The organism is Paenibacillus sp. D9, from assembly GCF_001188365.1.
Lineage (GTDB): Bacteria > Bacillota > Bacilli > Paenibacillales > Paenibacillaceae > Paenibacillus_O > Paenibacillus_O humicus.
In genome coordinates this window covers 3,923,505-3,937,385 of sequence record NZ_JZEJ01000001.1, presented here as the reverse complement: position 1 = coordinate 3,937,385, position 13,881 = coordinate 3,923,505, and the positions used below count along the sequence as shown (strand labels likewise).

At 60.6% G+C, this 13,881-nt stretch carries 13 protein-coding genes; 2 read left to right on the top strand and 11 right to left on the bottom strand.

Annotated features, from left to right (window positions below; genetic code table 11):
* Window positions 1-366: 366 nt before the first annotated feature.
* Window positions 367-519: a DUF1540 domain-containing protein gene (locus tag VE23_RS26010; RefSeq protein WP_076359549.1), complete on the bottom strand. Its 153-nt coding sequence runs from the start codon at window positions 517-519 to the stop codon at window positions 367-369.
* Between the two features lie 239 nt (window positions 520-758).
* Here VE23_RS26010 and VE23_RS17680 point away from each other — a divergent pair, with 239 nt between their 5' ends.
* Entirely contained in the window at window positions 759-2,342 is a 1,584-nt protein-coding gene (locus VE23_RS17680; protein WP_048748475.1) for an ATP-binding protein, read from the top strand.
* A gap of 298 nt (window positions 2,343-2,640) precedes the next feature.
* On the opposite strand, the gene VE23_RS17675 is transcribed toward VE23_RS17680, so the two are convergent.
* The 10 genes from VE23_RS17675 to VE23_RS17630 form a co-directional block, all read right to left on the bottom strand.
* Entirely contained in the window at window positions 2,641-3,828 is a 1,188-nt protein-coding gene (locus tag VE23_RS17675; RefSeq protein ID WP_049868699.1) for an anhydro-N-acetylmuramic acid kinase, read from the bottom strand.
* Window positions 3,825-4,772 (bottom strand): N-acetylglucosamine kinase, encoded by a 948-nt coding sequence (locus VE23_RS17670; RefSeq protein ID WP_049868698.1) that lies wholly within the window; start codon window positions 4,770-4,772, stop codon window positions 3,825-3,827. The genes VE23_RS17675 and VE23_RS17670 overlap by 4 nt, the downstream gene beginning before the upstream one ends.
* 120 nt (window positions 4,773-4,892) lie before the next feature.
* A complete protein-coding gene (locus VE23_RS17665) occupies window positions 4,893-6,035 on the bottom strand; it encodes an exo-beta-N-acetylmuramidase NamZ family protein (protein ID WP_049868697.1) in 1,143 nt (380 codons plus the stop codon).
* Between the two features lie 82 nt (window positions 6,036-6,117).
* A complete protein-coding gene (locus tag VE23_RS17660) occupies window positions 6,118-6,825 on the bottom strand; it encodes a PIG-L deacetylase family protein (RefSeq protein WP_048743908.1) in 708 nt (235 codons plus the stop codon).
* Between the two features lie 2 nt (window positions 6,826-6,827).
* A complete protein-coding gene (locus tag VE23_RS17655; RefSeq protein ID WP_049869784.1) occupies window positions 6,828-7,793 on the bottom strand; it encodes a GNAT family N-acetyltransferase in 966 nt (321 codons plus the stop codon).
* Window positions 7,794-7,871: 78 nt separating this feature from the next.
* Entirely contained in the window at window positions 7,872-8,732 is an 861-nt protein-coding gene (locus VE23_RS17650; RefSeq protein ID WP_048743910.1) for a carbohydrate ABC transporter permease, read from the bottom strand.
* 18 nt (window positions 8,733-8,750) lie between these two features.
* A complete protein-coding gene (locus tag VE23_RS17645) occupies window positions 8,751-9,659 on the bottom strand; it encodes a carbohydrate ABC transporter permease (RefSeq protein WP_048743911.1) in 909 nt (302 codons plus the stop codon).
* Window positions 9,660-9,834: 175 nt separating this feature from the next.
* Window positions 9,835-11,274: an ABC transporter substrate-binding protein gene (locus VE23_RS17640; protein WP_021878764.1), complete on the bottom strand. Its 1,440-nt coding sequence runs from the start codon at window positions 11,272-11,274 to the stop codon at window positions 9,835-9,837.
* Between the two features lie 62 nt (window positions 11,275-11,336).
* Window positions 11,337-12,251: an N-acetylmuramic acid 6-phosphate etherase gene (gene murQ, locus VE23_RS17635; protein WP_048743914.1), complete on the bottom strand. Its 915-nt coding sequence runs from the start codon at window positions 12,249-12,251 to the stop codon at window positions 11,337-11,339.
* Between the two features lie 299 nt (window positions 12,252-12,550).
* On the bottom strand, window positions 12,551-13,414 hold the full coding sequence (locus VE23_RS17630; protein ID WP_048743915.1) for a MurR/RpiR family transcriptional regulator: 864 nt from the start codon (window positions 13,412-13,414) through the stop codon (window positions 12,551-12,553).
* Between VE23_RS17630 and VE23_RS17625 the strand changes: the two genes are divergently transcribed.
* On the top strand, window positions 13,404-13,673 hold the full coding sequence (locus VE23_RS17625; RefSeq protein ID WP_049868696.1) for a hypothetical protein: 270 nt from the start codon (window positions 13,404-13,406) through the stop codon (window positions 13,671-13,673). The genes VE23_RS17630 and VE23_RS17625 overlap by 11 nt on opposite strands.
* The last annotated feature ends 208 nt before the right edge of the window (window positions 13,674-13,881 follow it).

Genomic DNA, 13,881 nt, shown 5'->3' with positions numbered 1-13,881 from the left:
TGATCCGGCGAACCGGCAAGCAGCAGACGGCTCCAACAAGCCCATATCCTTCCATTTCTGTTTCCATCATAGCAAATTTCACGACGCCGGCCGAGCCATTTTTTATCCATCCGCACCGCCGGGTTCAGCCCGTTCAAGCCGCCGAGAGCTGATGCCGGAGATCCATCGCCGGTACCCGTGCGGGTCGCAGCCGCCAGTCGCTGTTCGGCCATGCCCGATGCTGCGGTTCCTGTTCGCCGATAAGGGCTGAAAACTTTTTTCTCTCAACCACTTGATAACAATTATCATTATTGGTTATTATAGTAGGAGAGCATAACGAAAAGGACAGCCGCTGCAACGGCTGCCCCAAGAGAATCATATTCGTTATTACAGTTTAGGTTCGAACGTCTTGCAATCCGTTTCTTCGGATTGGCTGGCTTGTCCACGGTGGCTGACCACGTAGATCGACGAAGCGCTGCATTTGTTGCCGTCAGCCCAGTTCTTGCAGGAGTTCACTTCGCACAGAACGTCTTTTGCCATGATGATTCACCTCCATGGTTGAATTGTCAGGGTGTACAATTCCTTTACCTCAAAAAGCCTGATATGAATCGATTCCAGCGATTCTTCGGGCTTATTTGCGTTCTCATGCACGTACACCTACTGCCATGATAACCCTTTTCCATAGAGTCCGCAATGCGAGGCTACAAATTTTCCGGAGAGTTGAACGGCCCATTTATGGTATTCTCAAAGTAACGAGTGTTCAGACAGGAGAACAGAGAATGGAGCTGCTTGATTTCGAGGAATTGAAACGATATTACCATGCCATGGGGCTGGATTCCTCCGTTATACCCGATTTCAAGGACCGGCTTGCTGTCGACGCCCTTCGTCAAAGGAAATCCGATTACGCCGATGTGCTCGAGGTGTCGCTTGATCTGGCCGAACGGTTCCTCGGCTTGCTGCCGCAGGACCCGATGCTGGTAGCCGTCTCCGACGGGGAGGGCCATGTGCTCGGCTTCGGCGGCAATCCGGCCATGATCGGCTCGCTTCACGAGTTCAATATTGTCGAAGGCGTCCGTTACGGGGAAGAGGCCGCCATCAGCTCTATCACGCTGTGCCTGGAGCGCAACGAGCCCGTGCAGGTGATCGGAGCCGAGCATTATCATCTTCCGCTTCAGCAGATGGCCTGCTACACGGCGCCTCTGCCGGATCCGGAAGGCTCGGGCCGCATATACGCCACCATCTCGATCATGACCGTAGCCGACAACGCCCATCCCCAGCTGCTCGCCCTGCTCGGCACGATGGCCGATTCCATCGAGAGGGAGCTGCTGCTGCGCAAGCAGAACACCCAGCAGCAGATTCTGACGCAAGCGCTGCTGGAAACAAGCCACTTCGGCGTGGTCCTCACGGATGAGCACGGAACGATTCTGACCTTGAACGACTCCGTGTCCCGCATGCTCAGCCTCGCAGACAAGCGCGAAGGCCTCGATGCGCGCAGCCTGCCCGTCATCGGCGGTTGCTTCCGCCAGCTTCTGGACGAAGGCGCAAACCACATCGTAGGACTCGAGCTCTCGGACAAGCGCTTCAGCGTCCCGAAGCATTTCATCCTCGACATCGTCCCCATCGTAGACGGCGACGGGCGGATGATCCGTACGGCGGGCACGCTGCGGGAGACGACGGAAACGAAGCGGGCCGAGGAGCAGCTCCGCCACAACGAGAAGCTTGTGTTTGCCGGCCAGCTGGCCGTCGGCATCGCGCATGAAATCCGCAATCCGCTCACCGCGATCAAGGGCATGCTCCAGTTCACTTCGAGCCAGCTTGATCCTGCCCATTACTCCCTGCTCATGAGCGAGATCGAACGGATCAATCTCATCACGGACGACTTTCTCGTCCTCGGCAGGCCGAAGACGCGCCAGCTCGCTATCCGAGAATGCTCCGGCCTGCTGGAAGAGACGCTGCAAATGTTCGAATTCCAATGCCGTCTGGAGAACATCTCCATAAAGCGCGAATATATCAGCTCCGGGCTGCTGCTCTGCGAGTGCGACCAGATGAAGCAGGTGTTCCTCAACGTGCTGCGCAACGCCTCCGAAGCCATGCCGCGCGGCGGGGAAATTTCGATTACGCTGGAGGCGGCCGACGGCCGTCAGACCATCTCGATCTCGGATACCGGAGCAGGCATCGACGCGGAAGAGCTCAAGCGGGCGGGAGAGCCGTTCCATACGACCAAGCCGGGCGGCAACGGCCTTGGTCTCATGATCGTCAAGCGCATCATGGCCGCGCATGAAGGCAGCTTCGCCATCGACAGCATGGCGGGAAAAGGCACGGTCGTCACGCTGGAGCTTCCGCTTGCCGGCAGCGGCCGGTAGCCGAACTCCGAATGCTGCCGCAACGGGAAAAAGGGTCGCGGAATAGTCCGCGACCCTCTTTCGTGCTTCACATCCTCGCAAACGTGCTGTATTTGGAGTCGAAAGCTCCATCACTGCTAAGCAAATACAAAATGCCCTCAATGAGCCCGATGAAGCCGGGAATTCTTTATTTCGTCTATAAAAATAAGAATGAGGACCTATTCTTCTTTTCGTCTTATATTTTCCAGAAATAAATATTTTTCCCGGTAAAGGAAATGCAAAAAAAACGGCCGTCCACTAGGACAGCCGTTGGATCCAGTCAAGGAAGCGCGAGCTTCCCCAAGACGGTCGGGCGCGATGCTCCCGTCGCGCTCGGCAGGTTGTTGGCCTGGCCGAGCAGGAAATCATGCCCGAGCAGGGCGAAGATGACCGCTTCCTTGGCATCGTCCGGAATGCCCAGAGAGCCCGAGGTCGTGACGGACAGCTCCGGGAGCAAGCCGGACAGCATTGTCAGCAGCGTCGCGTTGCAAGCCCCGCCTCCGCTGACGACCAGCTCGTGCACCTCGCAGCGGGGCAGCACGAGCTGCCGGCAGGCATCGGCGATGGAGCGGGCGGTCAGAGCCGTCGCCGTCGCGACGATATCCTCGGCGCCAAGGCCGCGGGCAGCCGCCCGTTCCAGGAAGCCGTCGGCGTATGCGGCGCCGAACAGCTCCCGGCCGGTCGACTTGGGCGGCGGCATGTGGAAGTACGGATGCTCCAGCAGCTCCGCCATCAGCTCGGCATCCGGCGTGCCGCGCGCCGCCATGGCCCCTCCGGCGTCGTAGCTGGCCGCGCCGCCGGTGAGGCGATGCACCGCGGCGTCGATGACCATATTGCCCGGCCCGGTGTCGAACGCGAATACATCCTGCGGCCCGGCTCCGGCGGGAAGCGCCGTGCAGTTGCCGATGCCGCCGATGTTCTGCAGCAGCCGGCCCCGATCCGGATGGCGGAGCAGCACAAGGTCGCCGTAGGGAGCCAGCGGAGCGCCCTGGCCGCCGACGGCGAGGTCGGCAGGACGGAAATCGCCGACCGCGACGACCCCCGTGAGCTTCGCAAGCACCGACAGATCGCCGATCTGCAGCGTCGATCGCGACAGATGAGGCCGGCCAGAGGGAGGCTCCGGCATATGCCACACCGTCTGTCCATGCGAGCTGACGAAGTCCACCTCCGACATGGATAGCCCGGCATCCCGCACCGCCTCCAGCACGGCTTCTGCGAACAGCTCCGCCATGTAGACGTTCATGCCGCAAAGGCTCTCCACATCGGATGCCGCGGGATCGCACAGCTTGCGGAGGCTCTCCCGAAGAGGCTCCCCGTAAGCGCGGGTATGGAAATGAAGCAGCTCGGCGCGGGCATCCAGGCCGCTGCCTTCAAGCCGTACGACGGCCGCATCCACCCCGTCGAGCGAAGTGCCCGACATCAGTCCGACGCCGATCGCGTACGGACGGGGAGGCGTCCAGGTCATCATCGCCCTTCCCCTCCCCTGCCGGAATCCAGCCTGCATCGTCTGGCCTCAAGCGCCAGCAGCACCGCTCCATAGGCGGCGTCACGCTTGGGCTCGACGCATCTGAGCCGAGGCAGCCGCACGGACAGCTCCGACCGGAAGGCCTCCCTCACATAGGAGCTCCGCTCCAGCACGCTCCCCAGCAGAGCGAGCTCTCCGTCCTCCATACCGAGCGCAGTTGCGACCGCCGGCACAAGCGACGCCAGCGCGGCTCCGCTGTCCGCGGCGAGCCGCAGGGCGGCCTCGTCGCTGGCATCGCATGCCTCGCCGAGAAGCGGCGCCAGCGCGGCGATCTCCGCCTTGCTGCGGCCCGGCGCATAGACGTAGCCGATCAGCTCCGGAACCGAGCCGATTCCGAGCGCTCCGTAGACGAGCTCCGTCAGCGCGGTCGGCCCGATCCTGCCGTCGGCCGCGCGCACGACGGACGACAGCATGCCGCGGCCGATGCTGTAGCCGCTGCCCTCGTCATCGATCAGATGGCCGAAGCCGCCGGCGCGATGGGCCGCTCCGCCAACGCTGCGTCCGTAACAGATCGAGCCGGTGCCGGCGATCAGCACGATGCCGTGCAGTCGGCCGTGCGCGCCGGCCAGCGCCGTTTCATGATCGCCGGCGAGCGTCAGCGCGCCGCCGTAGCCGCCGGCGCGGAGGGCGGCCTGCAGGCGGCCTCCGGCCGAAGGGTTGCTCACCCCGGCCGCGCCGATGCACAGGTCGGTAACGGCGGCCAGCGAGCCGCAAGCCGTCTCCAGCCCGCGGCAGATTTCCCGGATCGAGGCTTCGACCCGCTGCTCGTCGTGGCCATTGTAATTGAGCGGTCCCGCAGGGAAGGAATGAATGACCTCGCCCCTCTCGTCCGCCACCGCCACGGCCGTCTTGGTGCCGCCTCCGTCCAGTCCCGCCACATAGCTCATGCTGTTTCCCCCAAGCTTCAAGTCTGTGCAATATCTCCAGCGCAGTGAGCGCCCGCCGCTGCACGAATCCATCTATTTAGAACCAAACAAGGCGAAACTCTCCTGGCTCTGATTTCAGGCTTATTCGTACAAATGATAAGCCTTCTTGCGCTCCGCGAACAGACGGCTCTCGTCTGCGAACCTTTCCAGCAAGGCGTCCGGACCCTCCGTCCGATACCCCTCGTCCCCGCCGAGCAGGTCGATGAACGGCCTGCCGCCCTTGCGGTAAGGAGCGAGGTATTCGAAGGCCGGGAACAGCTCCCTGACTTTGAACAGCAGCCGTACGCCTGTCTCCACCGGACGAAGCGCCCGCTCGTCCAGAACATGCACATACACGCCGCCGCACAGGGAGCCCTGGTGCTTGGACATATACGGATTGAAATGCACCGGGCGGAAATGCACCCCGGGGAGCTTCAAGCCGTTCATTTCCTTGGCGAGCACTTCGCCGTCCACGAAGGGAGCCCCGATCGTTTCGAAAGGCGCCGTCGTGCCCCTGCCTTCCGACAGATTCGTCCCCTCGAACAGGCATGTTCCGGGATAGAGCAGCGCGGTATGGAACCTCGGAATGCCCATGGAAGGCGGAATCCACGCGCGTCCCGTCTCCGGGAACAGCATGCCGCGCTTCCAGCCCCGGCATTCCGCCACATGCAGCTCGGCGTTCCAGCCGCGCTCCGCATTGGCCATCGAGGCGACCTCCCCGGCCGTCAGGCCGTAGCGGACGGCCAAAGGATACCCGCCGACGAAGGAGCTGAACTCCTCCCTCAGCACATTGCCCTCGACCGTCACGCCGTCCAGCGGATCGATCCGGTCCAGCACGACAAAGGGAATGCCCGCGGCGGCGCAATCCTCCAGCGCGTACAGCATCGTATAGATGAACGTATAGTAGCGCGTGCCTACATCCTGGATATCATACACGACGATATCGACCTCGCGCAGCATTTCCTCGGTCAGCCTCTTGGAATCTTTGCGATAGAGGCTGTAGACCGGAACCCCCGTCTGAGGGTCGACATAAGCATCCACCAGATCGCCGGCGCCGAGATTCCCGCGCACGCCATGCTCCGGAGAGAAGAGGGCCGCAAGGCCGTACCGCTCATGCAGCAGATCGATCGTGGAGCGGAATTCCGCATCGAGTCCGGTCGGAGCCGTAATCAGGCCGATGCGCTTGCCGCGCAGCAGGCCGTCGTAATCCGAGATTCTGTCGATGCCGTTCTGAATGGCTGTCATCGCTGCCTCCTTCTGCGGCAGATGCCGCTTATCCGCCGCATCCCGCTATCCGGCCGAAGCCGCTCCCCTGGTTCGCGGCTGCCTACAGCTCGGATTGGCGCAGGCGCATCGTCTCCGGCGGAATCATGAACGTCTCCGCGTATTCCTTGCGGGCTTCGAGGCCGCGCACGCGCGCCAGGCTCTTGTAATAGTCCATGTAATTGAACGACTTGCTGCCGGTGACGAACCAATGGGTGGACAAAGCCTCGATCCAGAGGTCGAACGCCGCCTGGTCGAAGTCGACATAGACGTAAGGGACGTAGCCGACCGCGTCCTCCCAGTTCTCCCCGTAATAGAGCTTGCCGGCAAAATGGGCCGGATGCTCCCGCTCCATCGCCTTCAGCCCGGCAAAAAACCGCGCGTCGTTGACGATCCGGTGTGTCGTGGCATGGTCCTTGTGCATGCTGTTGCAGGGATGGGTGATGATGATGTTCGGCTTCACCTCGCGGATGACGTCGCACACCCGCAGGCGGATCGCCTCGTCGTCGGGAATTTCACCGTCGGGAATCTCGAACACCCTCGCTTCGCCGCCGAGCATGCCGGCAAACGTATGGGCTTCGCGGACTTTCTGCTCGCGGTACTCGTTTACGTCCTGCCCGTCCGGCACGCCGCGCTCTCCGGCGGTCAACGCGAGGGTCGCGATGCGGTCGCCCTTCAGGAAATGGCTGGCGAGCACGCCGCCCGCCACCAGCTCGACGTCGCCTACATGCGCGCCGATTCCAAGAATCGTCAATGGTTTTCTCTCGCTCATGCTCAGAGCTCCTTTCTCATGACGGCGAATTCCTTCACCGTCCGGAAACCGGCTTTTTCGTAGATGCGCAAAGCGGGATTGCCGCTTCCGGTGTACAAGGACATGTACTCCGCGCCGACGGAGCGGAACGCTTCGCAGAGGCGGAAGAACAGGATCGTGCCGAGTCCATGTCCTTCATGGCTGGGCTCGACCCCGATGCCGGCGAAGTAGCCGCGCCCGGAGTCCTCGCGGATGACCGGCCCGGCAAAGCCTGCCGCCCGCCCTTCGCGGGCGGCGAGCAGCACCGGCACGCCCGAAGCGGCGGCGGAAGCGATCTCCTGCTTCCACAGCGGGTTGCCGAGCGCCTCCAGCATCTCTGCCAGTCCGGAATGCCGCGCGGCGTCGAGCCGCTCCACCCGGTAGCCGGCAGATGCGGCCCGCTCTTCCTTGGCCCGGATTTCATCGGGCACGGAGAAATCCGCCAAAGGCAAATACATGGCCTTCTGAAGGGCCCGTTCGGCATAACCGCGCTCCAGGAGCAGGCGGTGAAGGGAGCTTCCCGCCGGAACGCCGGGAGCGTTGTTGTGCTCATGTCCCGGCGTATCCGGGATGTACCAGGGCAGCCTCATCGGATTGAAGAAGAGGACCTCCGCCTGTTTCCTGCCCAGCTCGCGGAACCGGCGCTCCAGCTCATCCAGCAGCCGGCTCCGGGCGGCATCCGCCTCCGGGCCGCTGCGGACGACGACGCAGGTGATATAACCGGCGACGTCGCCGAGCGGCAGATCATCGCCCGCGCAGCCGACGGCAAAGCCTTCGACCCGGCCTTCCTCCAGCAGGACGAAAGCCGTCCCGGCATCGAAGCTCGGATGCCCGGTCAGGGAGGAGCGGAACCGCTCCCCGCTCATTTCCTTGTAGCCGTCGCGCACGGCTTCCCCGTTCCAGAGCGCGACCGCTTCCTCTTCATAGGTGTTGTCCCAAGCGACGATCATGATGCTTTCCGCCTCCTTTGCCGGCCTCCCGGCCGGCATCGCTTCAGCCCGGCGGGTTTCCTCCCGCCCGCCGGCTCGTTAACCTTTGACGGCCCCGACGGTGACGCCTTCCAGGAAGTAGCGCTGCAGGCTGAAGAACAGGATGAACATCGGCAGCGCCGAGACGGTCGCGCCCGCCATCATCGGGGCGAAGTACGTCGTATTGGCGAAGCGGAAGTTCTTGAGTCCGACCTGGATCGTCTGCATGTCCATCGTGTTGGTCACGAGGAACGGCCAGAAGAACGTATTCCACGATTCCATGAACGTAAGGATGGCCATGACGGCCATGACGGTTTTGGACAGCGGCATGACGATGCGGGTGAAGATCTGCCACTGGCTGCAGCCCTCCACCTTGGCGCTCTCCAGAATTTCCTTCGGTATGGAGCCCATGAACTGCTTGGCCAGGAAGATGTTGTAGACGGTGACCAGGCTCGGCGCGATCAGCGCCGTATACGAGTTGGAGATGTTGAAGACGTTGACGATGAGGATGTACAGCGGAACCTGCGTCACCTGGTACGGAATCATCATAGCGACGAGCAGGACTCCGAACAGCGCCTTGCTGCCCCGGAACCGGATCTTGGCGAAGGCGTAGCCCGCCATCGTGGCGAACACGACGTTGGACGCCATCGTCACGGTCGCGACGAGCAGGGAGTTGCCCAGCCAACGGTACGAATACTCGCTGTAATCGAAGAAGAACTTGTAGGAATCGAGCGTGATCTTCTCCGGCCACAAGGAATAGCTGACCGCACCCGCCTCCACCGGATCTCCAAAGGAGGAGATGAACATGAAGTAGATCGGGAACAGCGTCGCCAGCGCGAACAGCAGAAGGAGGAAGATGATGACGGCATTGCGGACGTTGCGAAGCATCGTGTTGCCTAAGTGAGTGTTGTATAAGCCCATATCCCGGCCTCCTCCTGCTTAATATTCCACGTCTTTGCCCAGGAACTTGAACTGGATAAAGGCCATGACGGCGATGACGAGAGCGAGTACGAGCGACTGCGCCGCGGCATTGCCGAATTCAAAGTATTTGAATGCCGTGTCGAAGATCAGCAGGCCGACCATGGTCGTGGAATGGTCCGGTCCGCCGCCGGTCATCAGGTAAGCGTTCTGGAACACCTGGAACGAGCCGATGACTCCGGTCACGAGCAGAAACAGCGTGGTTGGCTTGAGGCAGGGCAGGACGATATGCCACATCTTCTGCAGGAACGAGGCTCCGTCGATATCGGCCGCTTCATAATAGCTGCTGTCGATGCCGAGCAGGGCGGCGACGTAGATGATGATGCTCGTTCCGTGGCTGGACAGCCAGGACATGAGCACGAGGGAGAACATGGAGGTCGCGCTTGCGCCGAGCCAGTTCTGGTTGCTGATGCCGAACACTCCGACCAGCTGGTTCAGAATGCCCGACTGCAGCGGATCGAAAATCCACAGCCATACGACGGACAGGGCGACGCCGGAGGCGACCGCCGGAAGATAGTAGATCGCTTTGAAGCTGGTCTGCATCCATTTTTTGAGCGGCATGATGAGAATCGCCACGCCGAAGCTGAGCATCAGCGCGACCGGGACGGTCAGCACCGTGTAGAGCACGGTATTGCCCATCGACTTCCAGAACAGGCTGCTCTGGAAGACGGAGACATAATTGTCGAGGCCGACATACGACGAGCCGAGCGGCTTGTAGTCCTGGAAGCTGATGATGAAGGCGCTGACGACAGGGTAGGCCGTGAACATGGCGTAGACGACCAGAGCAACGGCGATGAAGGCGTAGGCCCAGGCTCCGTCCCCTTTGTTCAAGCGGTACTTGGTCTTGATGGTTGAAGCTTCTCTTGCCATGATGCAGGACTCCTTTCCGCTTCCGCTGGTAGGCTTCCAAGCAGATCGACTTGGCCGCCTTGACCGGCGGGCGTTCGCTTGCCTGGAGTAGAGGGATAAAGCTTGCGCTTGTCCTTGTTTCCGATCCGATAAAAGAGATCGGATAGCCGCTTGTGGCGGCTATCCGAGCTGGAGGCTAATCCTGTACGACTCCGTCCGCGCCGAACGTATCGATGGCGGCCTTTTTCACGTCCTCGTACATTTTTTCCGGTGTCGTTTCGCCCGCGAGCAGCGCCTGCAGCTTCGGCACGATGACTTCCGTCTCCAGCTTGATCGCCTTGGCGCCCAGCTCGGCCGGGATGTCCGGACGGGCGGGAGCGGCCGTCGACAGCAGATGCTCTACCGCCGCCTTGTTTTCCGGGCTTTGCTTGCTCTCCATGCCTTCGGCCGCTTTGCGCGAGCTCTTCGTGATCGGAGCGGAGAACAGCTCGCCGTTGGTCGTTGCCGCAACCTGGCCGCTGGCGAGGAAGTAGGCTGCCTTGGCGACGTTCGCTTTATGCTCGGCCGTCGGCTCTTTCTTGCCGCGGAACGTAACGTAGCCGTCGACGATGGAGTTGGCTACGGCCGGCTGTCCTGCGAAGGATGGCACCGGAAGCACGACGTAATCGGTCTTGATGCTGTCCTTGACGGCGCTGCCGTCGTTCTTGTCGATCTTCTCGTTGTTCAGGCGCGACGAGTTCTCGAAGACGGCCATGCCTTTGCCCGTAATCATCGTCTGGCCGGTCAGGAACATGTTCCAGCGCTTGCCCGCGTCGATGGAGCTGAGCTCCTTGGGCATCGAGCCGTCGTCGATCATCTGGCGGATGTTCGTCAGCAGCGTCAGATAGTTCTTGCTGGTATAGGCATATTTGAGATCCTTGTCGAAGGCGGCAGGCATGCCGGCGTTCTTGACGAGAATGCCGAGATAGTCCTTGGAAGTAACGCCCGCGGTGGCAAATACGAAGCCGTAGCGCTTCGTCGTATTGCCTTCCTTCACGACGCCCTTCTTGATCGCCTCGCGGAACTCGTCGAACGTCCAGCCGTTCTGCTGCACCTTCTTCCAATCAATGCCGGCTTCCTCGAGGAACGGCTTGTTGCCGCCGATCGCGTGGACTTCCATGTAAGCCGGGAAGCCGTACAGGCCGTCGCCGTTGTACATATATTTCAGGGGACCTTCGTCGAAGTCGGCGATCATCTCCGGCGTCGCGGCGTCCTTGATGTCCATCACCATGCCCAATGGAACGTATTTGGAGATGCCTTCCGAGCCCATGAAGGCGATATCCGGCGGGCTGCCGGCGTTCACCTGCGTATCCAGCTTCTGGGTCATGTCTTCCCAGCTGGCCGGCTCGATTTTCAGGGTCAGGTTCGGGTATTGCTTGGTGAATTCGGCTTCCATCTGGTTGAAGTTGGCCTGGAAGTTGGCGGATACCGGAGGCAGAAGGGCAGTAATCGTGTCTTTCTTGGCGCCGGCGCCTTCCGAGCCGGTGTTGCCTGCTGCGGCATTGCCGCCGTCATTGTTGCTTCCGCAGGCGGATACGACGCCGGCAGAGACGACGAGCGCGAGTGCGGTTGCGGCAAATCTTGATCTTTTTTTCATTTCAAGATCCTCCCTTTTATTGGTGAGCCAATTCTATAGGTTCGCATCCGGCCCTGAGCGGTTTAGTTGGCCTGTGCGCAGATACGTATCGCTGCCTTGAGGTTGCCGGAGCTGGCGTCCAGCGCCGCCCTCGCCTCGTCCGGCTCCAGGCCGGTCTTGATCATCATGATCGCAAGCTTGCTGTCCTTGGAAGCCCTTTCAAGAGCGCGTGCCGCAGTCGCCTCATCCGCCCCTGAAGCGTTCTGGATGATGCGCAGGGACCGGTCGTACAGCTTCTTGTTGCTCGCCTTCAGATCGACCATCAGGTTGTTGTACGTCTTGCCCAGCTTCACCATCGTGCAGGTGCTGAGCATGTTGAGGACCAGCTTCTGCGCCGTTCCCGCCTTCAGCCTCGTAGAGCCGGAGATGACTTCGGAGCCGACGACCGGCGCGATGCAGATGTCGCACACTTCGCTGAGCCGCGTCCGCTTGTTGTTGACGATCCCGATGGCGGCCGCTCCGATTTCGCTGGCCCGGCGAAGCGCTTCAATGACATAGGCGGCGCTGCCGCTGGCGGAAATGCCCACGACGACATCCTTGTCGGTGACGCCGATCCGGTCGATCGCCGCGCGGCCTTCGTCCCCGTCGTCCTCGCAGCCTTCAACCGCCGTCCGCAGCGCCTGGTCCCCTCCGGCAATATACCCTTGGATAAGGAGCGGATCAACGCCGAAGGTCGGCGGACATTCAGAGGCGTCAAGCACTCCAAGCCTTCCCGAGGTTCCGGCTCCGATGTAGAACATGCGGCCCCCGTTCGACAACGATTCGTAAATGACGTCCACGGCTTCGGATATCAGCGGAATCTCGGCAGCTACGGCCGCCGGCACTTTGGCATCTTCCCGGTTCATCAGCTGCAGCATCTGCTCGGTCGAGCAATCGTCGATGGACAGCGTATCGGGATTGATTCCCTCCGTCGTCAAGCTGGCAAGGTATTCATTCATCTTGATTCCCCTAACGTGATCTGGATCGCGGCGCCAAGGCGCCTGCGGATCGATTCGTTGATTGCGTCTTGCATCTCTAATATTAAGCATTCGCAAACGGGGTGGTCAATACATTTTGAAATAAATTTTTAAAATAAAACATTATGTTGATATTTTATATCAGATCTTGTCCAAAAAGATGAATTTCATGGGAGTTAAGTTAACATAAAATTCGGTTTTCCGCATCCCGCAAAAAAAGGGCATCCGGAGCTTCAAGCCCCGAATGCCCTTTTTTGGGAGGTTTGAATACATGATTCCCGCTATCTCCTGCGTTTGCTGGCGATGATGTTATGGCTGCGGGAGAGATAATGCTTCACCTGCTGGTAGTCCGCGCTCGCTACCCCGGCGAAAAGCATGTCGATGACGGTCAGCATGGCGATCCGGGAGCCCATCGCTCCGCTGCGGATGGTGATCTCCGGGGTGGAGATGCTGAGCAGCAGATCGGCTTTCTCGGACAGCTCGCTCTTGCCGTACTTGGTAATGGCGATCGTCAGGGCGCCGCTCTTGCAGGCGATGTCGAGAGAGTCCAGAATCTCCTCGGTACCGCCCGAGTTCGAGACGAAGATCGCCACGTCGCCCTCGCGAAGCAGCGTCGCGGCCGTCAGCTGGCTGTGGCCGTCCAGATAGGCGTGGCAGTTCTTGTTGATGCGCGTGAACTTCTGCTCCGCATCCTCGCACACGAGTCCCGATGCGCCGATGCCGAACAGGAAGATGCGGCTGCAGGTGCGGAGCTCCTGGACCGCGCGCGCCACGGCATCCCGGTCGAGCAGGCTGAGCGTGTCCTCGATGGACATCATGTTGTTGCGGCCGATATTGGAGATGATCGTCTGCAGGTCGTCTCCCGGCTGGATGTCGGTATACTGCTCCTCGCCGGTCTCTTCCTTGTAGCCGAGCGCGGCCGATATGCTCACGATGAAGCTTCGGTAGCCGCTGAACCCCATTGTCTTGCAAAAGCGCAGGACGGACGCGTCGCTGGTCCGGCTTCCCTGCGCAAGGTTCTTGATGGACAGATGCGGAATCTCGTCCTTGTTCTCCAAAATATACTCTGCTACCATGCGCTCGACAGGAGTCAGGCTGTCTTTCCGCTCACGGATTTTGATGAGAACGCTGTCGTTGATTGCCATAGGCCGCCTCCTGCCGTTTCCGGTTGAAATAAAGATTTATGAAGTGCGCAGCATTCTTTTTATTTTCTACTTGAAGCGGCCGTCCGCCGTCGCCGCTCGAAAGGACGATGCGATCGGCTCGGCTGCCGCCGCTTGGCTGGCGATGAAATCTGCTTGTTCAGCGCCATTATCGTATACGCTCCCGGCGCGAAAAACAAGGGTTGTCCAAGCAAAACGGCTGGAATCTCACTTCGGGCCGCTGAAGGCTCGCGCGGAATAGAGAAGTCTCGATCCAGGATGACGATAAAGAGGAATCCGGCTGTCTCCATCCTGATACTAAAATTTTATTTTAATTATTTATATATCATTCGAATAAAAATTTCAATTTTTCATTCCCGTACCGGAAAACCTGTGCTAGAATAGCCCACATAACGGAAAGACCCCAGCAAAACGGCTTCGCCGGCTTGGCGGCGGAGATCGACAGCCGC

What these genes read in the sequence shown, in the direction of transcription:
- VE23_RS26010 (WP_076359549.1), bottom strand. Translation starts at nt 519, where the DNA reads ATGGCAAAAGACGTTCTGTGCGAAGTGAACTCCTGCAAGAACTGGGCT.
- VE23_RS17680 (WP_048748475.1), top strand. Translation starts at nt 759, where the DNA reads ATGGAGCTGCTTGATTTCGAGGAATTGAAACGATATTACCATGCCATG.
- VE23_RS17675 (WP_049868699.1), bottom strand. Translation starts at nt 3,828, where the DNA reads ATGATGACCTGGACGCCTCCCCGTCCGTACGCGATCGGCGTCGGACTG.
- VE23_RS17670 (WP_049868698.1), bottom strand. Translation starts at nt 4,772, where the DNA reads ATGAGCTATGTGGCGGGACTGGACGGAGGCGGCACCAAGACGGCCGTG.
- VE23_RS17665 (WP_049868697.1), bottom strand. Translation starts at nt 6,035, where the DNA reads ATGACAGCCATTCAGAACGGCATCGACAGAATCTCGGATTACGACGGC.
- VE23_RS17660 (WP_048743908.1), bottom strand. Translation starts at nt 6,825, where the DNA reads ATGAGCGAGAGAAAACCATTGACGATTCTTGGAATCGGCGCGCATGTA.
- VE23_RS17655 (WP_049869784.1), bottom strand. Translation starts at nt 7,793, where the DNA reads ATGATCGTCGCTTGGGACAACACCTATGAAGAGGAAGCGGTCGCGCTC.
- VE23_RS17650 (WP_048743910.1), bottom strand. Translation starts at nt 8,732, where the DNA reads ATGGGCTTATACAACACTCACTTAGGCAACACGATGCTTCGCAACGTC.
- VE23_RS17645 (WP_048743911.1), bottom strand. Translation starts at nt 9,659, where the DNA reads ATGGCAAGAGAAGCTTCAACCATCAAGACCAAGTACCGCTTGAACAAA.
- VE23_RS17640 (WP_021878764.1), bottom strand. Translation starts at nt 11,274, where the DNA reads ATGAAAAAAAGATCAAGATTTGCCGCAACCGCACTCGCGCTCGTCGTC.
- murQ (WP_048743914.1), bottom strand. Translation starts at nt 12,251, where the DNA reads ATGAATGAATACCTTGCCAGCTTGACGACGGAGGGAATCAATCCCGAT.
- VE23_RS17630 (WP_048743915.1), bottom strand. Translation starts at nt 13,414, where the DNA reads ATGGCAATCAACGACAGCGTTCTCATCAAAATCCGTGAGCGGAAAGAC.